The 23,156-nt window shown below is 63.7% G+C and carries 17 protein-coding genes and 1 pseudogene; 13 read left to right on the top strand and 5 right to left on the bottom strand.

Annotated elements, in window-relative coordinates; all coding sequences use genetic code 11:
- Positions 1-205 precede the first annotated feature (205 nt).
- The 4 genes from AC0L2F_RS03595 (at position 206) to AC0L2F_RS03580 (ending at position 6,692) form a co-directional block, all read left to right on the top strand.
- Entirely contained in the window at positions 206-1,588 is a 1,383-nt protein-coding gene (locus AC0L2F_RS03595) for an ethanolamine ammonia-lyase subunit EutB (RefSeq protein WP_473247510.1), read from the top strand.
- A gap of 152 nt (positions 1,589-1,740) precedes the next feature.
- Positions 1,741-3,327: a B12-binding domain-containing radical SAM protein gene (locus AC0L2F_RS03590; RefSeq protein ID WP_063996594.1), complete on the top strand. Its 1,587-nt coding sequence runs from the start codon at positions 1,741-1,743 to the stop codon at positions 3,325-3,327.
- A 6-nt stretch (positions 3,328-3,333) separates the two neighbouring features.
- A complete protein-coding gene (eutC, locus tag AC0L2F_RS03585) occupies positions 3,334-4,119 on the top strand; it encodes an ethanolamine ammonia-lyase subunit EutC (protein ID WP_473247509.1) in 786 nt (261 codons plus the stop codon).
- A gap of 206 nt (positions 4,120-4,325) precedes the next feature.
- Positions 4,326-6,692 carry an efflux RND transporter permease subunit gene (locus tag AC0L2F_RS03580; RefSeq protein WP_473247508.1) on the top strand — a complete coding sequence of 789 codons (2,367 nt, stop codon included), beginning with the start codon at positions 4,326-4,328 and terminating at the stop codon, positions 6,690-6,692.
- Positions 6,693-6,815: 123 nt separating this feature from the next.
- Here the strand turns inward: AC0L2F_RS03580 and AC0L2F_RS03575 are convergent, their stop codons facing one another.
- Positions 6,816-7,313 carry a hypothetical protein gene (locus AC0L2F_RS03575; protein WP_007608075.1) on the bottom strand — a complete coding sequence of 166 codons (498 nt, stop codon included), beginning with the start codon at positions 7,311-7,313 and terminating at the stop codon, positions 6,816-6,818.
- 462 nt (positions 7,314-7,775) lie between these two features.
- On the opposite strand from AC0L2F_RS03575, the gene AC0L2F_RS03570 reads away from it, so the two are divergent.
- From AC0L2F_RS03570 to AC0L2F_RS03545, 6 genes are all read left to right on the top strand, one after another.
- Complete coding sequence (locus AC0L2F_RS03570; RefSeq protein WP_007593627.1) at positions 7,776-8,009, top strand: hypothetical protein; 234 nt, start codon at positions 7,776-7,778, stop codon at positions 8,007-8,009.
- Between the two features lie 194 nt (positions 8,010-8,203).
- Positions 8,204-9,088, top strand: a complete 885-nt coding sequence (gene hpnC, locus AC0L2F_RS03565) for a squalene synthase HpnC (protein ID WP_063993117.1) — start codon at positions 8,204-8,206, stop codon at positions 9,086-9,088.
- Complete coding sequence (gene hpnD / locus AC0L2F_RS03560; RefSeq protein WP_063993116.1) at positions 9,078-9,917, top strand: presqualene diphosphate synthase HpnD; 840 nt, start codon at positions 9,078-9,080, stop codon at positions 9,915-9,917. The genes hpnC and hpnD overlap by 11 nt, the downstream gene beginning before the upstream one ends.
- Positions 9,917-11,170: a hydroxysqualene dehydroxylase HpnE gene (gene hpnE, locus AC0L2F_RS03555; RefSeq protein WP_473247507.1), complete on the top strand. Its 1,254-nt coding sequence runs from the start codon at positions 9,917-9,919 to the stop codon at positions 11,168-11,170. Before hpnD ends, hpnE begins: the two co-directional genes overlap by 1 nt.
- A gap of 76 nt (positions 11,171-11,246) precedes the next feature.
- Positions 11,247-13,214: a squalene--hopene cyclase gene (gene shc, locus AC0L2F_RS03550; RefSeq protein WP_007608083.1), complete on the top strand. Its 1,968-nt coding sequence runs from the start codon at positions 11,247-11,249 to the stop codon at positions 13,212-13,214.
- A complete protein-coding gene (locus AC0L2F_RS03545) occupies positions 13,211-13,960 on the top strand; it encodes a phosphorylase (protein WP_007608085.1) in 750 nt (249 codons plus the stop codon). The genes shc and AC0L2F_RS03545 overlap by 4 nt, the downstream gene beginning before the upstream one ends.
- A gap of 152 nt (positions 13,961-14,112) precedes the next feature.
- On the opposite strand, the pseudogene AC0L2F_RS03540 reads toward AC0L2F_RS03545, so the two are convergent.
- Positions 14,113-14,646, bottom strand: a pseudogene (locus AC0L2F_RS03540) (REP-associated tyrosine transposase).
- Positions 14,647-14,714: 68 nt separating this feature from the next.
- Between AC0L2F_RS03540 and AC0L2F_RS03535 the strand changes: the two are divergent.
- Positions 14,715-15,047 (top strand): DUF6572 domain-containing protein, encoded by a 333-nt coding sequence (locus AC0L2F_RS03535; RefSeq protein ID WP_473247505.1) that lies wholly within the window; start codon positions 14,715-14,717, stop codon positions 15,045-15,047.
- Positions 15,048-15,683: 636 nt separating this feature from the next.
- Here the strand turns inward: AC0L2F_RS03535 and hpnH are convergent.
- A complete protein-coding gene (gene hpnH, locus AC0L2F_RS03530; protein ID WP_007608088.1) occupies positions 15,684-16,844 on the bottom strand; it encodes an adenosyl-hopene transferase HpnH in 1,161 nt (386 codons plus the stop codon).
- Between the two features lie 35 nt (positions 16,845-16,879).
- Positions 16,880-17,806, bottom strand: a complete 927-nt coding sequence (gene ispH / locus AC0L2F_RS03525) for a 4-hydroxy-3-methylbut-2-enyl diphosphate reductase (protein WP_473247504.1) — start codon at positions 17,804-17,806, stop codon at positions 16,880-16,882.
- A 463-nt stretch (positions 17,807-18,269) separates the two neighbouring features.
- On the opposite strand from ispH, the gene hpnN reads away from it, so the two are divergent.
- Entirely contained in the window at positions 18,270-20,858 is a 2,589-nt protein-coding gene (hpnN, locus tag AC0L2F_RS03520) for a hopanoid transporter HpnN (RefSeq protein WP_473247503.1), read from the top strand.
- Here the strand turns inward: hpnN and AC0L2F_RS03515 are convergent.
- Positions 20,826-21,458: a DUF2147 domain-containing protein gene (locus AC0L2F_RS03515; protein WP_063993111.1), complete on the bottom strand. Its 633-nt coding sequence runs from the start codon at positions 21,456-21,458 to the stop codon at positions 20,826-20,828. The two genes, hpnN and AC0L2F_RS03515, sit on opposite strands and share 33 nt — an antisense overlap.
- Positions 21,459-21,599: 141 nt before the next feature.
- Between AC0L2F_RS03515 and hpnO the strand changes: the two genes are divergently transcribed.
- The gene (hpnO, locus tag AC0L2F_RS03510) at positions 21,600-22,991 is read left to right on the top strand and encodes an aminobacteriohopanetriol synthase HpnO (RefSeq protein ID WP_473247502.1); all 1,392 of its coding nucleotides are present in this window, start codon (positions 21,600-21,602) and stop codon (positions 22,989-22,991) included.
- The last annotated feature ends 165 nt before the right edge of the window (positions 22,992-23,156 follow it).

Here is a 23,156-nt window from a genome sequence, read left to right as displayed (position 1 = left end):
GAATGGCCGGGAGCGGCCGGAGAGCGCGGTCGTACAAATTAATGCAAAACTATGCAGAATGAAGATGGACGCGGCGTTAACGCCGGGTTTGGCCCCACTCGGCAGCGGTCGAAAGAAAGGGAGATATTTCAGCGTCTTGATCTGAAGGTATAGTCTTGGGATCGCGCTGGAGTCGGCCTCTGGCCGACGAACCCCGGAGAAACCCTTGGTCTACCGCCACACCATCGACGCCACGACCTACGCATTTCCGGATCTGCGCGACCTGCTCGCCAAGGCGACGCCGCCGCGCTCCGGCGACCGGTTGGCCGGGATCGCCGCCGCCAGTGCCGAACAGATGATCGCGGCGCGGATGGCGCTGGCCGACGTCCCGCTCGGGCAGTTCTTGCAGGAAGCCGTCATCCCCTATGAGACCGACGAGGTCACCCGCCTCGTCATCGACAGCCACGACGCCAAGGCCTTCGCGCCGGTGGCTTCGCTGACGGTCGGTGCATTTCGCGACTGGCTGCTGTCGGATGCCGCGACGCCCGAAATCTTGCGCAAGCTGGCCCGCGGCATCACCCCGGAGATGGCCGCCGCGGTCTCGAAGCTGATGCGCAACCAGGATCTGATCCTGGCGGCGCGGAAATGCGAGGTCACCACCGCTTTCCGCAACACCATCGGCCTGAAGGGCCGGATGAGCACCCGGCTCCAGCCCAACCATCCCTTCGACGACGCCAGGGGCATCACCGCCTCCATCCTCGACGGCATCCTGCTCGGCGCCGGCGATGCCTGCATCGGAATCAACCCGGCGAGCGACGACCCGGCCGTGATCGGCCAATTGCTGCGGCTGCTCGACGAGGTCATCGCGCGGCTGAAGATCCCGACCCAGGCCTGCGTGCTGACCCATGTCACCACGACGCTGTCGCTGATCGGGCAGGGCGTGCCGGTCGACCTCGTCTTCCAGTCGGTCGCCGGCACTGAGGCTGCCAACCGCGGTTTTGGCATCGACCTCGCGCTTCTCAAGGAGGCGCACGAGGCCGGGTTGTCGCAGAGGCGCGGTACGGTTGGGCAGAACGTGATGTATTTCGAGACCGGGCAGGGCTCGGCGCTTTCGGCCAATGCCCATCACGGCGTCGACCAGCAGACCTGCGAGGCCCGCGCCTACGCCGTCGCCCGCGCCTTTGCGCCCCTCCTGGTCAACAGCGTGGTCGGCTTCATCGGCCCGGAATATCTCTACGACGGCAAGGAAATCATCCGGGCCGGGCTGGAGGATCACTTTTGCGGCAAGCTGCTCGGCCTGCCGCTCGGGATCGACATCTGCTACACCAACCACGCCGAGGCGGACCAGGACGACATGGACAATCTGCTGACGCTGCTCGCTGCCGCCGGCGTCACCTTCATCATGGGTGTCCCCGGCGCCGATGACGTCATGCTGAACTATCAGTCCACGTCTTTTCACGACGCACTCTATGTCCGCGACGTCTTCGGACTGCGTCGTGCGCCGGAGTTCGACGACTGGCTGGTGCGGTCCGGCATTGCGGGCGCCGATTTCCGGCTTGCCGGCGATGCAGGCCAGCTGCCCGATTTTGCGTCACGGCTGATCGCGTGACGCGGCGGAAGCACCCGGCGGCCCGAGGAAACCATTGGTCCCTCCGGGAATTAGGCTCATGCCACAATATTGAGAAATTCCGGCGGCAGCATTACGCTATGTGTCTGTCTGGCAATTTCCGCGGCTAAGTCGAGCGTGGCGGGGGAGCTTTGATGCGAGCTGAAAGTAACGGGACGTCCCGGCGGATTCTCTGCGTGTTTCCGCGATACACATCGTCGTTCGGGACGTTCGAGCATTCTTACCCCCTGACCGATGGCGTCCGCGCCTTCATGCCGCCGCAGGGACTTTTGCTGCTCGCGGCCTATCTGCCCGAGGAGTGGCAGGTCAAATTCGTCGACGAGAACCTTCGCCGCACGACGAAGGAGGAGTTCGAATGGGCGGAGGCGGTCTTCGTCAGCGGCATGCACATCCAGCGCCAGCAGATGAACGACATCTGCCGCCGCGCCCATGAGTTCGACCTGCCGGTCGCGCTCGGCGGTCCCTCCGTCAGCGCCTGCCCGGACTACTATCCGTCCTTCGACTATCTCCATGTCGGCGAGCTCGGCGACGCGACCAATCAGCTGCTCGAAATACTGTCGCGCGACATCTCGCGCCCCGAGACCCAGGTGGTTCTGACCACCAAGGATCGCGTGCCGATGACGGAGTTTCCGATCCCGGCCTACGAGCTCGCCGACGTCAAGAAGTACTTCCTCGGCAGCATCCAGTATTCCAGCGGCTGTCCGTATCAGTGCGAGTTTTGCGACATCCCCGGCCTCTACGGCCGCAATCCGCGCATCAAGTCGCCGGAGCAGATCATCGCCGAACTCGACCGACTGCGCGAATGCGGCATGACCGACACGGTCTATTTCGTCGACGACAATTTCATCGGTAACCGCAAGGCGGCGCTGGACCTCCTGCCGCATCTGATCGAATGGCAGAAGAGGACCGGTTACGTGGTGCGGCTCGCCTGCGAGGCGACGCTCAACATCGCCAAGCGGCCGGAAATCCTCGAGAAGATGCGCGAGGCCTATTTCATCACGATCTTCTGCGGCATCGAGACGCCCGACCCTGATGCGCTGAAGGCGATGCACAAGGACCATAACATGATGGTCCCGATCCTCGAGGGCGTGCAAACCATCAACTCCTACGGCATGGAGGTCGTGTCCGGCATCATCATGGGGCTCGACACCGACAAGCCGAATACTTCGGAGGCGCTGCTCGCCTTTGTCGAGGACTCCCGGATTCCGCTGCTCACGATCAACCTGCTTCAGGCGCTGCCGAAGACGCCGCTGTGGGACCGTCTGGAGCGCGAGGGACGCCTGGTCGAGGACGACGGGCGCGATTCCAATGTCAACTTCCTGCTGCCCTACGACGACGTCGTCGCGTCCTGGAAGCACGCCATGGCCGTCGCCTACGAGCCCGAGAAGGTCTACGCGCGCTTCCAGTATCAATGCGACCACGTTTACGTGCACCGGCTGAAGATGCCGACGCCGGACGAGATGAAGACCTGGCCCAACATCAGGCGTGGCCTCGTCATGCTGCGAAACATCTTCTGGAAGGTCGGCGTGCTCGGCGACTACAAGCGCGTGTTCTGGAAATTCGCGCTGGGCCGCATCAAGCGCGGCGATCTCGAAGGCCTGATCGGCTGCACGCTGATCGCGCACCATCTCATCACTTTTGCGCGGGCGGCCTCGACCGGCCAGCAGAACGCCTCGAACTATTCGATCCGGCTACGCGAGGCCTCCGTCCCCGCCGAATGACACAACATGTCTGATCCGGCCATCCCGCGTCGTCCGACCCTCGATCTGCGGTCGCTTACGCCCGCGCGCGTCGCGCTCGGGCGCAGCGGCGCGAGCCTGCCGACGCGGGCACTGCTCGATTTCACGCTGGACCATGCCCGCGCCCGCGATGCTGTGCATGCCGTCTTCGATGCGCCGCGGCTGGTCGCAGATCTCCGCGCGCTTGGCCTCGTCGTCACCGAGGCGAACAGCCGGGCGGTCGACCGCGGGGACTATCTGCGGCGGCCCGATCTGGGCAGACGGCTCGATGCAGGATCAGCCGAGGCCTTGACGCGGTGCGCCTCGGAGCCGTGCCAACTCGCGGTCGTGATTGGCGATGGGCTGTCGGCGGCGGCGGTCCACGCCCATGCGGCCGCGCTGGTGATGCGCCTGCTGCCGTTGCTTGCAGCCGACGATGGTGTCGCGATCGGCCATGTCGTCGTCGCCTCAGGCGCGCGCGTCGCGCTCGGCGACGAGATCGGCACCATTCTCGGCGCGCGCATGGTCGTGATGCTGATCGGCGAGCGGCCGGGCCTGTCGGCGCCCGACAGTCTCGGCGCCTATCTGACTTTCGCCCCGAAGCCTGATCGCACCGATGCCGAGCGCAATTGCGTGTCGAACATCCACAAGGCCGGGTTGAGCTATGACGAGGCTGCCTTCAAGATCGCCTGGCTGGTCCGCGAGGGGCTCGCGCGGGAAGTGACCGGTGTGGCGCTGAAGGACGAGAGCGCGGACCGCGCGCCGCGTCGAATTGGCACGGCTTTGCCCGAATGAAGGGCATTGAGGCAAAATCGCCACATCTTGATCGATTCGGCCACACTCCGCCTGCTTGCGAGAAGGGTGATTGACCTGCTAAACCCCTCGCGGCGATTTTCTGCGCATTTTCAAAGGGCAAGCCTCCTATTGGTATGGCATTTTCAAGCCGTTCGCGGGGCGCGACAAGCTCACAGACCCGAGCCGATTTAGGAACTGGACAAGGCATGCTCGAAAAGCACAGCGAGAGTGAGGTTCATGTCGACAAGGTCGAGCAGGGACCTGCGTCCTCGATCGCCTTCGGGCTGGAGCGCATCGGGCTGATCGCAGTCCGGGCGCCCATCGTCTCCTGCATCGTCCTGCTCGTGCTGATCGTCGGCGCCGTGTTCGGCATCCACCGGATCAAGATCGACGATTCGCTGTCGCAGCTGTTCCGGTCCAACACGCCGGAATTCCGCCAGTACGAAGCGGTGACCAAGAAGTTCCCGGCCGAGGAATTCGACGTCCTCGTCGTGGTCGAGGGCAAGACCCTGCTGGCGCGGAACAACCTCGAGAAGCTGCGCGACTTCGTCACCGACATGCAGCTGATCGACGGCACGCGCGGACTGGTCTCGCTGTTCTCCGCGCGTCAGGCGCCGGCGCCGGGCAAGCTTCCCGCCGCGCTGTTCCCGCCCGAGCTGCCCGAGGGCGCGGCTTATGACAAGTTCATCGAGGGTGTCAAAACCAACGAGATCATCCGCGGCAAGCTGTTGTCCGAGGACGGCACGCTGGCGCTGATCGTGCTGTCGCTCGATCCGGAGGTGGTCGCCTCCAACAAGCTGACCAAGACCGTCGCCGACATCCGCGCGCTGATGAAGGAAGACCTCGGCGAGACCGGCCTCAACGTGCAGCTTTCCGGCGTGCCGGTGATGCAGCTCGAAATCCGCAACGCGGTCGAGCGCGACGGGCTCACCTACAACATCCTCGGCATTCTCGCCGGCTGTGTCATCGCCATCATCTTCTTCCGCAAGATCTCGTTCATGGTGGCGGCGGCGTTCCCGCCGATGATCGCGATCCTGCTGGCGCTCGGCGCGCTCGGCTGGGCCAATTTCAATCTCAACATGTTCCTGAACGTGATGACGCCGCTCATCATGGTGATCAGTTTCTCGGACTCGATGCAGCTCACCTTCGCCGCGCGCGACCGGCTGATCGCGGGCCAGGACAAGTTCACCGCATTCAAGAACGCGGTGCTGGTGGTCGGACCGGCCTGCGTGCTGACGCACGGCACCGCCGGTATTTCCTTCATCGCGCTGCAGTTCTCCGACTCCGATCTGATCCGCAAGTTTGGCGAGGCGGGTCTCGCCGCCACCATCATCGCGCTGGTCGCGGTGTTGTCGCTGGTGCCGGTGTTCGGCGTGCTGCTCGTGCGCAACGAGAAGGTCTTTGCGACCAAGTTCCAGACCGCGGACGCCGGCGTGCAGGCGCTGCGTAATTTCTGCTACTGGATCGCGGTGCGCATGGTGGGCCGCCCCGGCCTGTTCAGCCTGATCGCCGTGGTGTTCGTGGCCGGCCTCGGTGTCATCTACGCCAATCTGGAGCCGCGCTACCGGCTCGCCGACCAGGTGCCGGACAAGCGCCAGGCGGTCGCCGCCAGCGACCGGCTCGACGCCAAGCTCACCGGCGCCAATCCGGTCAACGTTCTGATCCAGTTCCCCAAGGGCGAATCGCTCTATTCGCCGGAGACGCTGCAGACCATCGCCGACGTGCACGCGACGGTGGAGAAGGCAGCCGGTGTGGGCAATGTCTGGTCGGTCGAGACCCTGCGCCGCTGGCTCGCGGACAAGGCCGGGAGCGCCGACGTCGCGACGCTGAAGGAATATGTCAGCGTCATTCCGGAGCATCTGGTGCGCCGGTTCATCGATGCCGAGCAGGACGCCGTCGTGGTCGCAGGTCGCGTGCCGGACAAGGATTCCAGCCAGCTCCTGCCGATCGTCGACAAGCTCGATACCGAGCTCGACGCCGTCCGCAAGAAGCATCCCGGCTATGAAGTGGCGGTCACGGGACTTGCCGCGATTGCCGCGCGCAACTCGGCCGGCATGATCGAGAAGCTCAACCGCGGGCTTACCGTCGAATTCGCGCTGGTCGCGATCTTCATCGGCCTGGCCTTCCGTTCCTGGGTCGTGATGTTCGCCTGCATCCTGCCGGGCATCTTCCCCGTCGTGATGTCGGGAACGGTGCTGTGGGCGATGGGTGAGGGACTGCAATTCGCCAGTGTCGTGGCTCTGACCGTTTCGTTTGGTCTCGGCTTAAGCGCCACCATCCACTTCCTCAACCGCCTCAGGCTCGAGAGCAAGCCGGGCGTCGGCTCGGCGCTCGCGGTGGAGCGCGCGACCGTGCTGGTCGGCCCGGCATTGATCCTGACCACGCTGGTGCTGGCCTGCGGTCTCGTCGTCACGGTGTTCTCCGACCTGCCGTCGCTACGGCTGTTCGGCTGGCTCAGCGCCTTCTCGATGGTGATGGCGCTCGTCGCCGATCTCTTCATCCTGCGGCCGACGGCGATGTGGCTGATCAATCTGCACGGCAAGCTTCAGGGCACCGACAAGCCGGCGATCTGAGCGGCTTCATTCATCGGACACTCGAATCGGCGCGGTCCGGGCGACTGCGCCGCGTCTCCGAAAAACAACAAAGCCCCGGTTCGCGAGAACCGGGGCTTGCTGCTTTCGAAGCGGTAAGAGCTGTCAGCCCTTCGTCATCGTGATGTTGACGCCGCGAATCTCGCCCTTCGATGAGATCTGCACCGTCTGCTTGGTGCCGTTGGTGCGCAGCGACAAATTGGCGGCAAAGCCGTTGGCCTCGACGAACACCTCGATCTGGCCGCCACCGGCGGTGCCTTGCAAATTGCCGAAGATGTTGCGGTTGGTCTCGCTCCAATTGCCGGAGATGCGCTCGCCCTGACTGGTCACGTCGCTGGTGAGGTCGAACTTGTAGCTGTCGGACGCGCAGTGCAACGCCTGCTTGAGGCTGAGACCGGTGCCGGCAACCTTGTAGTCCGCCTTGCAGCGGATGCGCTCGGTGGAGCCGTCGGACAGCGACACCGTACCCGTCCCGGTCCACGCGCCCTCGAAACCTGCAAACGGTCCGGACGCCTGAGCCTGACTTGTCGACACCGAGAAGAGCAGCACAGCGCCGATGCCGGCTGCCTTGATTGCCAGTTCAGATCGCCCAAAGAATTTCATCTTCAAAATATCCCGTTTTGGAACGACGTCCGGTTGTCACCAAGGACGTCTCGCCACATCGAAGGTTTAGTGTTCCGAGCCTGTGTCAGGTTCAATGGCCGGCCGCCCACACGTCGGCATCGCGAAGCGCGCTTGCCATGGTTGGTCTCCGGATTCTCTGCGTTTCGGCATGTTTCTGACGCCCGAGGTGGGACGGAGAGATGCAGCTCTGCAACAGGTGCGCAGCAAAACGCGGCGTGCCTGAATTATGACGTAGTATCAATCTCTTACATTTGCCAGAGAAGGCGCAGGGAAGCCCTGATTTGGTGGACGTGGCGCCAATTTGGCCGCATTTGCCAGTGCTTGTGCCTTCTCCGAGGCCGCTACTCCCGCGGCGACTTGCCCATCAGAACAATCCGCTCCGGTCGTCGCCCTGTGCTGTCCGGGATTGGTGCGATTCTGCCGTCAGAATGAAGGAATACAATGCGTAAGCTTCTCGTCGCTCTCACCTTGCTGTCGGCCTCCCTCTCGACCGCAGCGTTCGCCCAGCAAGGGCGCGGCACGGACGCCGAGCAGAAGGCCTGCTCGCGCGATGTGCAGAAGCTCTGCCGTCCGGTCATCGATCAGGGCGATTTCACCATCCTGGCCTGCCTCAAGGAAAACCGGGCGAAGATTTCGCAGGCCTGTGACCAGGTCCTGAAGAACCACAACCAGTAAGCTCGGCCACTGGCCCACCAAAGGCGGCCCCCGGGGCCGTCTTTTCGGACCTGATCCGCAAAGGGCAGCCATCGAGAGACAGGATTGGTTTTGCGGCCGTATTCCCCTATATGGGGGCCGCGGCGGCATCGCCGGCACGGGCTAGCGCGAGCGAAAAAGCCCTTCCTGTCCAAACGATTGTAGACCAGCCCTCGATGACCTCTGCGAGCGAATTGCGATCCGGAAAGGGTGAGCGCGACGAGAATTTTCCCGTCGCGTCCTGGATCATTCATCCGCGTCATCGCGCGCTGATCCTGGCGTATTACAATTTCGTCCGCACCGCCGACGACATCGCCGACCACGCCACGCTGCCGCCGGACGAGAAGCTCGCTTATCTCAACCTGCTCGAGGCGGAATTGCTCGGCAAGGGCGACACCCAGGCCGAGGCCGTCAGCTTGCGGCACGCACTGGCCGAACGCGGCATGGCGCCGCGCCACGCGCTCGACGTGCTCATCGCGTTCCGGATGGACGTGACCAAGTTGCGCTACGAGAATTGGGACGAGGTCATCCACTATTGCCGCTATTCGGCGATGCCGGTCGGCCGCTTCATGCTCGACGTCCATGGTGAGAGCACCTCGACCTGGGCCGCGTCGGATGCGCTCTGCGCAGCGCTGCAGATCAACAACCACCTTCAGGATTGCGGCAAGGATTTCCGCGAGCTCAACCGCGTCTACCTGCCGCGCGATGCGCTGGCCGCGAGCGGCGCCTCGGTCGAGCAACTCGGACTGGCGCAGTCGCCGCCGGCGATGCTGGCCTGCCTTCAGGCTCTCGCCGTGCGCAACGAAGCTCTGCTCGACGAGGGCAGGTCGCTAGCTGCGGAGATCCGGGATTTCCGCCTCGGCGTCGAGGTCTCGGTGATCCAGGCCTATGCAGATCGCATCGTGCGCCTGTTGAAGGTGCGCGATCCCCTGCGCGAGCGCGTGCACCTGAACAAGCTCGAGCTCCTCACCTTCAGCCTCGCCGGCATGATTGGCGAAGTCGGCCGCCGCGCGGTCGGACGCAAGGCCATTTCCAGACCGGGGACTGCACATGACGCTTGAGGCGAGCTCGCCCGGCGCCAATTATGGCTCGACCGCATCCGGCAGTTCGTTCTACGCCGCGATGCGCATCCTGCCGCACGACCAGCGCGAAGCGATGTTCCAGATCTACAGCTTCTGCCGCCAGGTCGACGACATCGCCGACTCCGATGGCCCGCGCGACGAGCGGCTCGCCGCCCTTCAGGCGTGGCGCAACGACATCGATGCGCTCTATCAGGGCAATCCGCCACCGCGGCTGAAGGACTACGTCGCCTCGGTGAAGACCTTCGGCCTCAAGCGCGAGGATTTCCTCGCGATCGTCGACGGCATGGAGATGGACGTGCCGCAGGACATCCGCGCGCCCGACATGGCGACGCTGGATCTCTATTGCGATCGCGTCGCGAGTGCCGTGGGGCGGCTGTCGGTCCGGGTCTTCGGCCTGCCGGAAGAAGACGGCATCGAGCTTGCTCATCATCTCGGCCGCGCGCTCCAGCTCACCAACATCCTGCGCGACATCGACGAGGACGCGGGCCTCGGCCGGCTCTATCTGCCGCGCGAAGCGCTGCTGCATGCCGGCATCACCTCCAACGATCCGGACCGCGTGATCGTCGAGCGCGCGCTGCCGAAGGTCTGCCTGCCGCTGGCGCAGCGCGCAAAGGTGTATTTCGAGAAGTCGGACGAGATCATGAATCGCAACCGGCGCCGCGTGGTGCGCGCGCCGCGGATGATGTCGAAATACTATCATGCCATTCTGGATCTCCTGATCGCGCGCGGGTTCAACGCGCCGCGCGAGCCGGTGCGTGTGTCGAAGGTCACACGTATCGCAATCCTGCTCCGTTACGCTCTCATCTGATGCAAAAAACAGCTCACATCATCGGTGCTGGAATCTCCGGCCTCTCCGCCGCCGTGCGGCTCGCCAATGCCGGCTTCAAGGTCGCCGTGCATGAGGCGACGCAGCAGGCCGGCGGTCGCTGCCGTTCCTATTTCGACGGCGCCACCAACCTCACCATCGACAATGGCAACCATTTGCTGCTGTCCGGCAACAGCCATGCGCGCGCCTATGCGCGCTCGATCGGCACCGAAGCGGGCCTCGTCGGTCCGGAGCGCGCGCAGTTTCCCTTCGTCGATATCACGACCGGGCAGCGCTGGCAGATTGATCTCGGCGATGGCCGGCTGCCGACGTGGGTGCTCGACGAGAGCCGGCGTGTCCCCGACACCGGGTTGACCGATTATCTGAAGCTGGCGCCGCTGATCTGGGCGTCGGAAGAGACGCTGGTCGGCAAGTCCATTCCCTGCGAGGGCGTCCTCTATCAGCGCCTGGTGCAGCCGCTGCTGCTCGCGGCGCTCAACGTCGATCCCCCCGAAGGCTCGGCGGGGCTTGCCGGCGCGATCGTGCGCGAGACGCTGCTCGCCGGCGGGCAGGCCTGCCGCCCCCTGATCGCGCGCGACGGGCTCAGCGCGGTGCTGATCGAGCCTGCCGTGACGTTCCTGCAGGAGCGCGGGCACAGCGTTCAGCTCGGCCATGAGCTGCGCTCGTTTGCAACCCATGACGGCAAGGTCGGCGCGCTGAATTTCGGCGGCGAGGATGTGATCCAGATCGGTGCGGGCGACGTCGTCGTGATGGCGGTGCCGCCGCGCGCTGCCTCCAACCTGCTGCCGGGCCTGAAGACGCCGACCGAATTCCGCGCCATCGTGAATGCGCATTTCCGCGTCGAGCCGCCAGCGGGATCGGCTCCGATCCTCGGCGTGATCGGCGGCGTCGTGGAATGGCTGTTTGCGTTCCCGAACCGGCTGTCCGTCACCATCAGCAACGGCGACCGTCTGGTCGACATGCCGCGCGAGCAACTCGCGCAGGCGATCTGGAACGACGTCTGCAAGGCGGGCGGTGTTTCCGGCGAGCTGCCGCCCTGGCAGATCGTGCGCGAGCGTCGTGCCACATTTGCGGCGACGCCGGCGCAGAATGCCCTGCGTCCAGGGCCGGTCACTGCGCTGAAAAACCTGTTTCTTGCAGGCGATTGGACTGCTACGGGATTGCCTGCAACCATCGAGGGATCGGTCCGATCCGGTGATCGCGCCGCCGATCTGGTTCTGGCCGCCAAGGGATAGTGACAGGCGGCCCTGACGGGCATTTGTCCCGGTCAATTTCGGCCCATTCAATCGACTATCGGAGCAATCGAGCGAGATGGATTCCGTGAACGCGACCAGCCGCGAAGCCCAAGAATTGGGGAACTTGGAATCGAGCATTGCGTCGGCCACCGAAGGCGTCCTCGGCTTCCAGCAATCCGACGGCCATTGGGTGTTCGAGCTCGAGGCCGATTGCACGATTCCGGCCGAATACGTGCTGCTGCGCCACTATCTCGCCGAGCCGGTCGATGCCGTGCTCGAAGCCAAGATCGCCAATTATCTTCGCCGCGTTCAGGGCGCCCATGGCGGCTGGCCGCTGGTGCACGACGGCGAGTTCGACATGAGCGCTAGCGTGAAGGCATATTTCGCGCTGAAGATGATCGGGGATCCCATCGACGCGCCGCACATGGTGCGTGCGCGCGAGGCGATCCATTCCCGCGGCGGCGCCGTTCACAGCAATGTCTTCACGCGCTTCATGCTTGCGATGTTTGGCGTCGTGACCTGGCGCGCGGTACCGGTGCTGCCGATCGAGATCGTGCTGCTGCCGTTCTGGTCGCCGTTCCACATCAACAAGATCTCCTACTGGGCGCGCACCACCATGGTGCCGCTGATGGTCATCGCCGCGCTGAAGCCGCGAGCGAAGAATCCCAAGGGCGTCGGCATCGACGAGCTGTTCCTGCAGGACCCGCGCTCGATCGGCATGACCGCCAAGGCGCCGCACCAGAGCATGGCCTGGTTCGTGCTGTTCCGTGCGCTCGACGGCATTTTGCGCGTGATCGAGCCGATGTTTCCCAAGAGCCTGCGCAAGCGCGCCATCGATGCCGCGCTCGCCTTCACCGAGGAGCGGTTGAACGGCGAGGACGGCATGGGGGCGATCTATCCGCCGATGGCCAACATCGTCATGATGTACGAGGCGCTCGGCAAGGATGAGAGTTATCCGCCGCGCGCGATCACGCGCCGGGGTATAGACAAGCTGCTCGTGATCAAGGACGACGAAGCCTATTGCCAGCCCTGCGTCTCGCCGGTGTGGGACACGACTCTGACCGCCCACGCGCTGCTCGAAGCCGGCGGTGACAGGGCGGTGCCTGCGGCCAAGCAGGGTCTCGACTGGCTGATCCCGAAGCAGGAGCTCGAGGTGAAGGGCGACTGGGCGGTGAAGCGGCCCGACGTGCGCCCGGGCGGCTGGGCCTTCCAGTACAACAATGCCCATTATCCCGATCTCGACGACACTGCGGTGGTCGTGATGTCGATGGACCGCATGCGCCGGGAGCACGGCGCGACCGGCTATGACGCCGCGATCGACCGCGCCCGGGAGTGGATCGAGGGCATGCAGAGCGACGACGGCGGCTGGGCTGCCTTCGACGTCAACAACCTCGAATATTATCTGAACAACATCCCGTTCTCGGACCATGGCGCGCTGCTCGACCCGCCGACCGAGGACGTCACCGCGCGCTGCATCTCGATGCTGTCCCAGCTCGGCGAGACCGCGAAGACCAGCAAGCATGTCGCCGATGGCATCGCCTACCTGCGGAAGACCCAGCATCCCGAAGGCTCCTGGTACGGCCGCTGGGGCATGAACTTCATCTATGGAACCTGGTCGGTGCTGTGCGCCCTCAACATGGCCGGCGTCCGCCATGACGACCCCATGATCCGGAAAGCCGCCGGCTGGCTGGCCTCGATCCAGAACAAGGACGGCGGCTGGGGCGAGGATGCCGTCAGCTACCGGCTGGACTATCGCGGCTGGGAGGCTGCCCCCTCGACCGCCTCGCAAACGGCATGGGCCTTGCTTGCCCTGATGGCGGCAGGCGAGGTTGATCACCCGGCCGTCGCCCGCGGGGTGGAGTACCTGATTGCAACACAGAACGAAAAAGGACTGTGGGACGAACAGCGGTACACCGCCACAGGCTTTCCCCGTGTATTCTATCTACGGTACCATGGTTATCCGAAGTTCTTCCCGCTGTGGGCGTTGGCGCGGTATCGGAACTTGCGGAACACCAACAGCAGGGTGGTAGGGGTCGGAATGTGACTTTGGGGACGGGGGACTATGTTACCGCGGGTCAAACCGTTGATCCGCGGCCGATATTGATCGTGACTGGACTGGTTCAGGAGGCCCGCATCGCGGCCGGGCCCGGAATGGCGGTTATTTGCTCGTCGAGCAGCCCGACCCAGTTGCGGGCGCTGTTGACGGTGCTGGATCCCGAGACGATTCGCGGTGTGATCTCGTTCGGCGTGGCCGGCGGGCTTGACCCGACGCTGCGCTCCGGCGACGTCGTGCTGGCGACCGAGGTGCTCGCGGGCGACACCCGCTGGGCTGCCGGCCTGTCGCTCGGCGACGACCTGATCGACCGCCTGACGTCGGGGCGCCGCCGCGTGGTGCGCGGCAGCCTCGCCGGTGCCGAGGAAGTGGTCACCGGGCGCTCCTGCAAGGCGGCGCTGCATTCCGAGACCGGAGCGGCCGCCGTCGACATGGAAAGCCACATCGCGGCCGCCTACGCCGCCGAGGCCGGCTTGCCGTTCGCCGCGGTCCGCGTCATCAGCGATCCCGCCCATCGCGCGCTGCCGGCGCTCGCCCGCGCCGCCATCAAGCCGAACGGTCAGATCGACGTGCTGGCCGTGCTGCGCGGCATCGCGCGCAATCCGACCGCGCTGCATGGACTGGTCTCGACCGGCCTCGACTTCAACCGCGCGCTGCGCAGCCTGCGCGGCTGCCGCGACTATTTGATCGGCACCGAGCTCGTGGAGAGCGAGGCCCTGGTCTCCGAGGCGGCCTGAGCGGGTTCTGCGATCACTAAAAACAAAAGGTCCGGTCGCCATTGGCGCCGGGCCTTTTTTTGATCGTGGCCTGGTCGCCATCAGCGGCCGGGCCTCGCAAAGCGTCACTCCGTAGGATGGGTTGAGCCCTTGCGAAACCCATCTCTTCCCGATCAGCGCTCTCCATAATCGCGGCCATCATCCGACTGATCGCCCGCCCAATCGACTGGATAGTTGCCAAGCTCCTCGTGACGATGAAACGAGGACGGCGCCCAGTCGCGTACCCGGTCGACGAGCCTGTGCTTGACCGGATTGATATGAACATAGTCGATATGCGGGGCGAAATCGATTTCGTCGCGAATGGTGTGCTCCCAATATCTGCGTTGCCAGATGCCCCGCTCACCTTTGGCCGAACGGCTTCGGGAGATCCTTTCGTTTCGCGCCAGACCGCGCGAAAACGTGGACTTGATCAATTGTCAGCGCATTGCAAAATCGGCGTCAGCTTCAGGAAACGTCCATACGGTGTGAAGATGGTCAGGCAACACCACGATGGCATCGATCGTGAACGGATGGCGCTGGTGCGTCTCGCGAAACGCCGCGCGCAATAGCTCGACATGATCCGTGAGCAACGATAGCTTCCGTTCCGCCAGATTGACGGTAAAGAAGAAGCACCCACCCGGAACGAAGTTGCGACGGTATGCGGTCATGGCGCAACGTTATCACCAAACAAGTGAGATGGGTTTCGCAAGGGCTCAACCCATCCTACGGGCTGAATATGTCAGTAGATCAGGCCGATACAATTGACCTCGCGACCATCAACAAGGCTTCCGGTGAGCTATGGCTCACGATCAGCGATCATCTGCCGTGGGATGACAACGAAGGCGACCATCTCGTCCTTCTTCAGAACAAGCTCAACGCGTATCTTCGCTTTATCGAAAGTGGCGAGGTATTCAAAAAGTTGCCCGATGCCAAGGGGCGCGGTATTGTAATAAACTTGGTCGGGAATTTCCCGCTGAGCCATAAGGCCGACTTCTTCTACGGGAAGGCGCGAGCCGCCATAGAAAGCGCGGGCGTTCGGTTACAGTTTAGCCTTATGAGCCCCAATTAAGTGGCCCTCGCGGGGCACCCTTGGAATGCACCCCTAAGTGAGACACAGGTAATTCCTGTGACAAGCGCTCGTCTATCGTACGGTTTGCGCGGAGGTTGGATTTCGGGAAAGTAGTGCTTCCGCGCGCCGCCGACTGGCTGGCGCCGCTTTCGAATGGGCCATGATGGCATAGTGCCACTGTTTTGCCCGACGCGTCAAATTAAATTCGTAAAATACGAAGCTGGTGCTGGCCTTCGATTGCGCTCAAAATGAGGGCGCGGCTCGAATGCGGTGCAAATCTGCAGAATCCCAGCCATTGCCCGGTTGCCGCTGATTTGTTCGACCCCGCAATGACTTGCCGAATGCACACTGAGCCGTTCAGCAGTCGCGTTTCTACTGTGCATGGGGTTGTTTTTCACTTTTTTGCGAGAGAGCTAACTGACCCCAAGCGGAGGGAGAGGAGCACTGCCTGCACATTTGCTCTTCCCCAATGCGCCTGAGCAAAAAAACAAAAGGCCCGGTCGCCATTGGCGATCGGGCGCTTTTTGTTTGATGTCTGCCTAACCTGAGTGGAGCGGGGCGCAATCCGGGACATTCAACGCGGAGGGACCGTCCCGGATTTCGCTCGCGCTCCATCCGGGCTACAGGTCATCGCGCTTACGCGGCGGTCGAAGCCTTCCGCGCCGCCTTCTCCTGCGCAGCCTCGGCCTCGTCCTTGCGGATCTCCGACAGGCGCTTCTGCACTTCCGCCGAGAAGATGTACTGCGCCGGGCGCTGCTTGCTCATGTCGATCTCCGGCGCCATCGGACCCGTGGTCCTGATGCCGCGCAGCGACACCCACATCGCCTTTAGCGGGTTGTTGATGGCGGCGGTCGCCGCCGTCGGCTCGTAGCCGCAATGGGCCATGCAGTCGGCGCACTTCTCGTACTTGCCGGTGCCGTAGGTCTCCCAGTCGGTGGTGTCCATCAGCTCCTTGAAGGTTTTTGCGTAGCCTTCACCGAGCAGATAGCAGGGCTTCTGCCAGCCGAAGATGTTGCGCGCGGGCATGCCCCAGGGCGTGCACTCGTATTCCTGGTTGCCGGCGAGGAAGTCGAGGAACAGGCCGGAATGCATGAAATTCCACTTCTTGCCCTTGCCCATCGCAAAGACGTCGCGGAACAGCTTCTTGGTCTTGGTGCGGTTGAGGAAGTGCTCCTGGTCCGGCGCGCGCTCATAGGCATAGCCGGGCGACATCGAGACGCCGACACCGAGCTCGACGGTGAGGTCCAAGAACTTGGCGATCTCCTCGGCCGGGTGGCCGTCGAAGATGGTGGCGTTGACGTTGACGGTGAAGCCGCGGGCCTTGGCCGCCTTGATCGCGGAGACGGCACGGTCGAACACGCCCTTCTGCGACACGGCCTTGTCGTGGTGCTCCTTCAGGCCGTCGAGATGCACGGAGAAGAACAGGTAGGGCGAAGGCTCGAACAGATCGAGCTTCTTCTCGAGCAGCAGCGCATTTGTGCAGAGCGAGACGAACTTCTTGCGCGCCACGAGGCCGCGCACGATCTCGCCGATCTCCTTGTGGATCAGCGGCTCGCCGCCGGGAATGGCGACCATCGGCGCGCCGCACTCGTCGGCCGCGTCCCAGCACTCCTGCGCGGTCATGCGGCGGTTGAGGATCGCATCCGGATAATCGATCTTGCCGCAGCCGACGCAGGCGAGGTTGCAGCGGAACAGCGGCTCCAGCATCAGCACGAGCGGATAGCGCTTGCGGCCAAGCAGCTTCTGCTTGATCAAATAGCCGCCGATACGCATTTCCTTGAAGAAGGGGATAGCCATTACAAGTTTCTTTCTGGGCTTGAAATTCGGGTGGGTCAGCTCGCAGCCAGTTGGGCCGGAAGCCGGAATTCGATGTTTTCCTCGCGGCCGGGGAGCACCGAGACCTTGACCGGTCCGATCCGCCGCATTGCTTCGATCACGTCATCCACGAGTACCTCGGGCGCCGAAGCGCCAGCCGTGACACCGACGGTCCTGGCATCTTTCAACCACTCGGGATTGAGCGCGCTGCCGTCGGCGATCAGATAACTCGCGACACCGGCCTCAGTGCCGATTTCGCGGAGCCGGTTCGAATTCGAGCTATTGGCAGCGCCCACCACCAAGATCACGTCGACCAGCTTGCTCAAGTCCCTTACCGCAGATTGGCGGTTCTGTGTCGCATAGCAGATATCCCGGATATCCGGGCCTTGAATATCTGTAAAGCGGGCCTGGAGGGCCGAAATGATGTCCTTGGTGTCGTCCACCGACAGGGTGGTCTGGGTGATATAGGCCACTGGCGTATCCGCCGGCAGCTCGAGGGCCTTAACCTCTTCAACGCTTTGGACCAGCAGGACGGGGGCGGGAACCTGGCCCATCGTACCCTCGACCTCGGGGTGGCCGGCATGGCCGATCAGGATCAGGGTGCGGCCCCTGGCGATGTAGCGCTTCCCTTGATTGTGAACTTTCGTGACCAGGGGGCAGGTGGCATTGAGCACCGGAAGATCGCGCGCGGCCGCTTCTTGCTCGACGCTGCGGGCGACGCCATGAGCGCTGAAGACGGTCACGGCCGTCGGCGGTACCTCCGACAGTTCCTCGACGAAGATCGCGCCCTTGTTCTTCAGGCTCTCGACGACGTACTTGTTGTGCACGATCTCATGGCGCACGTAGACGGGCGGGCCGTACTTCTCCAGCGCCCGTTCCACGATCTCGATCGCACGTACCACGCCCGCGCAAAAGCCGCGCGGTTGCGCCAGATAAACTTCCATTGGACGGCCATCACGCAAGTTGCACCAATCCGCTCTCAAGTTCAGGGGACAGCCCGATACGAACCAATGAGTTGCAATATCCGCACCATCGGTTTCGCGCACGCGGTAGCCGCCCACCCCTTTCGGGGCCCGATGCATGGAGGCGCAGCACTTTGTGTCAAAAAATCGGCAGCAAGGAAAGGTGGAATGAACTTTGGTTCCCTGCGGGAACAGTTTCGCGGTATTATAGTAGATGTCGTCCGTGGCAGCAAATGTGACGACATTTGTGCGCGCGCTTCGTCACTTTCCCGCCTCAACTCCCCGGCTATACCGACGGCCCCCGCATGATTTTGCCATGGTCTTCCGCCGTTTACCTCGAACCTTCTGACGGCGATAACCACTCAAAACAGCAATAGGTTTCGGCCGGGAACTCCGTTAAACAGCGGGCGTTTCCGGCAAGCTGTTAACCGCAGAAAGAAAAGTAGTGCTGCAAAGCGTCGTCGTTGCCATCGTCAGGGCCTGCACCCGGTTTGCCTCCCTCGTCGTCGTTCTCGGGCTCCTGCTGGCGGTGGGGGCGGGCTATTACACGTCCCGGCATTTCGCCATCAACACCGACATCAATTCGCTGATTGCCCAAAATCTGGACTGGCGCCAACGCGACCAGCAGTTCGATCGCGCCTTCGACCGCGATGCGACGATCACGGCGGTGGTCGAAGCCAAGACGCCGGAGATGGCGACCGCGGCGTCGGACGCGCTCTATGCCAAGCTAAAGGACAACAAGACCGACTTCCAGTCGATGCAGCAGCTCGGCACCGGCGAGTTCTTCGAGAAGAATGGTCTGTTGTTCCTGCCGACAGAGGAAGTCGCCAAGGTCACCGGCCAGTTCGAATCCGCGGCGCCCCTGATCGAGATCATGGCGGGCGATCCCTCGATCCGCGGCCTCACCGGCGCGCTCGAGACGGGGCTTGCCGGCGTCAAGCGCGGGCAGGTCAAGCTCGACAACACCGAGCGGCCCTTCAACCAGATCGCGCAAACGGTCGAGACCGTGCTCAATAAGGGCAACGCGACCTTCTCCTGGCGCGAGCTCGTCAGTGACCAGCCGCTGACGGATTCGGACAAGCGCGCCTTCATCGAGTTCAAGCCGATCCTCGACTACAACGCGCTCGAGCCCGGCAAGGGCGCCACCGATGCGATCCGCAAGGCCGCAGCCGATCTGGATTTTGCCACCAAGTATCAGGCGCGAGTCCGGCTGACCGGACCGGTCCCGATCGCCAACGAGGAATATGCAACCGTCCAGGAAGGCGCCGTCGTCAACGGCATCGGCACGGTCCTCGTCGTGCTGCTCATCCTGTGGCTGGCGCTGCATTCGGCGAAGATCATCTTCGCGGTGTTCGTCAATCTCTTCGTCGGTCTTGCGCTGACAACCGCCGCCGGCCTGATGATGGTGGGCTCGCTCAATTTGCTGTCGATCGCATTCGCCGTGCTGTTCGTCGGCCTCGGCGTCGATTTCGGCATTCAGTACAGCGTCCGCTATCGCTCCGAGCGCTACAAGCATAACGACCTTTCGGGGGCGCTGGTGCTGGCCGCCAAGCGCTCGGCAATTCCGTTGTCGCTGGCGGCAATGGCGACAGCGGCCGGCTTCCTCTGCTTCATCCCCACCGACTACAAGGGTATCGCCGAACTCGGCCAGATCGCCGGCGTCGGCATGCTGGTCGCGTTCGTCACCAGCATCACGGTACTCCCGGCGATGCTGAAGCTGTTGAACCCGCCCGGCGAGAAGGAGCCGGTCGGCTACGCCTTCCTGGCGCCGCTCGATCACTTCCTGGAGAAGCACCGCGTGCTGGTCGTCGGTGGCACGATGTTTCTGGCGGTCGCCGGCCTGCCGCTGCTCTACTACATGAAGTTCGACTTCAACCCGATGAACCTGCGCAACCCGAAGGCGGAGTCGATCGCGACCTTCCTCGATTTGCGCAAGGATCCCAACACGGGCGCCAATGCCATCAACGTGATGACCACGTCGGAAGAGCAGGCAAGGCAGGTGGAGGCAAAGCTGGAGAAGGTACCGGAGGTGTTGCGCGTGATGTCGCTCAACAGCTTCGTTCCTGAAGACCAGCCGCCGAAGCTGAAGCTGCTCGCGCAGGGCGCCAAGGTGCTGAACCCCGCGCTCAATCCCGACCAGATCGACGCCGCACCGACGGACAAGGAAAACGTCGATGCGCTGAAATCCTCGGTCGACAATCTGCGCCGGACCGCAGGCGATGCGAAGGGCCCGGGTGCGGTCGCCTCGCGTCGGCTCGCGGACGCACTGGAAAAGCTCGCCAATGGCGATGAAGCCACGCGGAACAAGGCGCAGGATGTGTTCGTCGCGCCGATGAAGATCGTGTTCGACCAGCTCCGGAACGCGATGCAGGCCGAGCCGGTCACCCTGAAATCATTGCCGGCAGATCTCGTCAGCGCCTGGAAGAGCAAGGACGGCATCATCCGCGTCGAGGCGCTGCCGAAGGGCGATCCCAACGACAACGACACGCTACGCAAATTTGCGGCGGCGGTACTCGTTGCCGAGCCGACCGCGATCGGCGGTCCGGTCTCGATCCTGAAATCCGGCGACACCGTGGTGAAGGCGTTCATCCATGCCGGAATCTATGCGCTGCTGGTGATCGGCCTGTTGCTGTGGATCACGCTGCGCCGGTTCGTCGATGTGCTGATGACGCTGGTGCCGCTGCTGGTGGCCGGCGCGGTGACGCTCGAGATCTGCGTGCTGATCGGCTTGCCGCTCAACTTCGCCAATATCGTCGCGTTCCCGCTGCTGCTCGGCGTCGGCGTGGCCTTCAAGATCTACTATGTCGTGGCTTGGCGCTCGGGCAGGACAAACCTGCTCCAGACCAGCCTGACGCGCGCGATCTTTTTCAGCGCGCTGACGACGGCGACCGCGTTCGGCAGCCTTTGGTTGTCGAGCCATCCCGGCACGTCCAGCATGGGCAAGCTGCTCGCGCTGTCGCTGGTGACGACGCTCGCCGCTGTGCTGCTGTTTCAGCCCGCCCTAATGGGCAAACCCCGCAATCTCAGGGAGTAGGCAGATGTCGCCGACCTGGTCGGCGGCGCCCTTCTGACCGGGTTTGGCGGTGCCGGCGGCCTTCGGGGCTGCGGGCGCAGGCTGCGCCGCCATAGCGCCCGTCGTTCCCAGGGCTTTCGGCGCCGCGCCGGTGGGCTTTGGCGCGCCCTTGGCCATGGCGTTGGCGGAGCTCAAGGGAATCGGGGGGCTGACCCGTGTCCAGGTCTCGCCACCGCACAGGAAGCCCATCACGCAGCCCTTGATCTCGAGCTGGTCGGTGCCAACCGGCGTGATGGTCGCGCTGTAGAGCTGGCCGTCCTTGGCGTTGTAGACCTGACCTTCCCACTGATCGGCGCCGGGCTTCTTCTTCATGTCGATCAGGGTCGCCATGCCCAGCGTGGGCCGGGTCTTTTTCGACGCGTCCGGATTGTTCTCGTCGCGGCCGCCGGGCTGTTTTTCCCAGGAAACCGCGCCCCACATGCTGCCATTGCATTGGGCGACACGAATGTTGGCGACGCCGTCGGCAACCCGCCAGTCGCCGGTCGGATCGGCGGCGAGCGCCGGAGTCAGGCAGGTGTAACCGCCAGCCAGTATTAGTCCGGTGTAAAGGGCTAAACGCATGATAGTTCCTTGGCAGTGCAACATGGTCTAAAGCTCTGCTTGCGAAGATGGTCCGAAAAAGGGCAAAAGGCCGCACAGACCGTTTTTGGCAACGGTCCGTTTTCAGTTGACGAGACGGCCCTCAACCGAAGTATGTAGCGGATGCACAGCCCAAATCCAGACATGTCTCAGCTGTTCGCGGACCGCCAGGCCCAGCGCAGCGCCCTGCATAATCGGCATCTGAACGAGCAGTTCGTTCGGGTTCTGAAGACCATCGGCTACGATGTCGGCTTCCAGAAGGGGCAGGGACAGTACCTCTACGATCGTGACGGGGCGCGCTATCTCGACCTCTTGTCCGGTTTTGGCGTGTTTGCGATCGGGCGCAATCATCCTGTCATGCGCGAGGCGCTCAAGAGCGTGCTCGATGCCGATCTGCCCAACCTCGTCCAGTTCGACGTCTCGGTGCTTGCCGGCGTGCTCGCCGAGCGGCTCCTGAAGTACGTCCCCTATCTCGACAAGGCGTTCTTCGCCAATTCGGGCGCCGAATGCGTCGAAGCCGCGATCAAGTTCGCCCGTGGCGCCACCGGCCGTCCGGGGATCGTCTATTGTGCCCACGGCTATCACGGCCTGACCTATGGCGCGCTGTCGCTCACCGGTGATTCGAACTTCCGCACCGGCTTCGAGCCGCTGCTGCCGGGCTGCACCTCGATCCCGTTCAACGATCTCGCCGCCCTTGAAAAGGCGCTGGCCTCGCGCGAGGTGGCGGCCTTCGTCGTCGAGCCGATCCAGGGCAAGGGCGTCAACATGCCCACCGACGAGTTCCTGCCGGGTGCGGCTGCGCTCTGCAAGAAATACGGCACGCTGTTCGTCGCCGACGAGATCCAGACCGGCATGGGCCGCACCGGCCGCTTCCTCGCGATCGAGCACTGGAACGTCGAGCCCGACATGGTGCTGCTGTCGAAGTCGCTGTCCGGCGGCCACGTGCCGGTCGGCGCGGTGCTGACGCGCAAGAGCATCTTCGACAAGATCTTCAACCAGATGGACCGTGCAGTCGTGCACGGCTCCACTTTCTCCAAGAACGACCTGGCGATGGCCGCGGGCATCGCCACGCTCGACATCATGGAGTCCGAGAAGCTGATCGAGTCCGCCGCCAAGCGCGGTGCCGAGCTGCGCCTCGCGCTCACGCGCATGGTGCCCGGCTACGAGCTGTTGAAGGAAGTCCGCGGCAAGGGCCTGATGATCGGCGTCGAGTTCGGCCCGCCGAAATCGTTGCGGCTGCGGGCGTCCTGGAACGTGCTGGAGGCGGCCAACAAGGGCCTGTTCTGCCAGCTCATCACCGTGCCGCTGTTCAAGGACCACAAGATCCTGACGCAGGTCGCCGGCCATGGCAGCCACACCATCAAGCTTCTGCCGCCGCTCACCATCACCGAGGAAGATTGCGGCTGGATCGAGCGCGCCTTCGACGACGTCATCGCGGGCAGCCACAAGGTCCCCGGCGCGATCTGGTCGCTCGGCAAGACGCTGGTGGACAACGCGGTGAGGCGGTCGGCGTAACCTGAGGCCGAATGCGCGGTCCGTCGCGCGAGACCGGCGTGTCGCTCCAATGCTTCCAAGCCCCCGATGTCGTCCTGGCGAAAGTCAGGACCCATACCGCGTGATTTATCAATAGACCTCGGGGCCAGTACCACGTGCATAACTTTGCCCTGTGGCAATGGGTCT

The sequence above is a fragment of the Bradyrhizobium sp. Ken64 genome (assembly GCF_055807555.1).
This window is presented reverse-complemented; position numbering and strand designations above follow the sequence as displayed.

Excerpts from the sequence above, each read along its gene's own strand:
- shc (WP_007608083.1), top strand. The coding sequence starts at position 11,247 with ATGGATTCCGTGAACGCGACCAGCCGCGAAGCCCAAGAATTGGGGAAC.
- hpnE (WP_473247507.1), top strand. The coding sequence starts at position 9,917 with ATGCAAAAAACAGCTCACATCATCGGTGCTGGAATCTCCGGCCTCTCC.
- AC0L2F_RS03515 (WP_063993111.1), bottom strand. The coding sequence starts at position 21,458 with ATGCGTTTAGCCCTTTACACCGGACTAATACTGGCTGGCGGTTACACC.
- hpnH (WP_007608088.1), bottom strand. The coding sequence starts at position 16,844 with ATGGCTATCCCCTTCTTCAAGGAAATGCGTATCGGCGGCTATTTGATC.
- ispH (WP_473247504.1), bottom strand. The coding sequence starts at position 17,806 with ATGGAAGTTTATCTGGCGCAACCGCGCGGCTTTTGCGCGGGCGTGGTA.
- hpnO (WP_473247502.1), top strand. The coding sequence starts at position 21,600 with ATGCACAGCCCAAATCCAGACATGTCTCAGCTGTTCGCGGACCGCCAG.
- eutC (WP_473247509.1), top strand. The coding sequence starts at position 3,334 with ATGTCTGATCCGGCCATCCCGCGTCGTCCGACCCTCGATCTGCGGTCG.
- AC0L2F_RS03570 (WP_007593627.1), top strand. The coding sequence starts at position 7,776 with ATGCGTAAGCTTCTCGTCGCTCTCACCTTGCTGTCGGCCTCCCTCTCG.
- AC0L2F_RS03590 (WP_063996594.1), top strand. The coding sequence starts at position 1,741 with ATGCGAGCTGAAAGTAACGGGACGTCCCGGCGGATTCTCTGCGTGTTT.
- AC0L2F_RS03580 (WP_473247508.1), top strand. The coding sequence starts at position 4,326 with ATGCTCGAAAAGCACAGCGAGAGTGAGGTTCATGTCGACAAGGTCGAG.
- hpnD (WP_063993116.1), top strand. The coding sequence starts at position 9,078 with ATGACGCTTGAGGCGAGCTCGCCCGGCGCCAATTATGGCTCGACCGCA.
- hpnC (WP_063993117.1), top strand. The coding sequence starts at position 8,204 with ATGACCTCTGCGAGCGAATTGCGATCCGGAAAGGGTGAGCGCGACGAG.
- AC0L2F_RS03575 (WP_007608075.1), bottom strand. The coding sequence starts at position 7,313 with ATGAAATTCTTTGGGCGATCTGAACTGGCAATCAAGGCAGCCGGCATC.
- AC0L2F_RS03535 (WP_473247505.1), top strand. The coding sequence starts at position 14,715 with ATGTCAGTAGATCAGGCCGATACAATTGACCTCGCGACCATCAACAAG.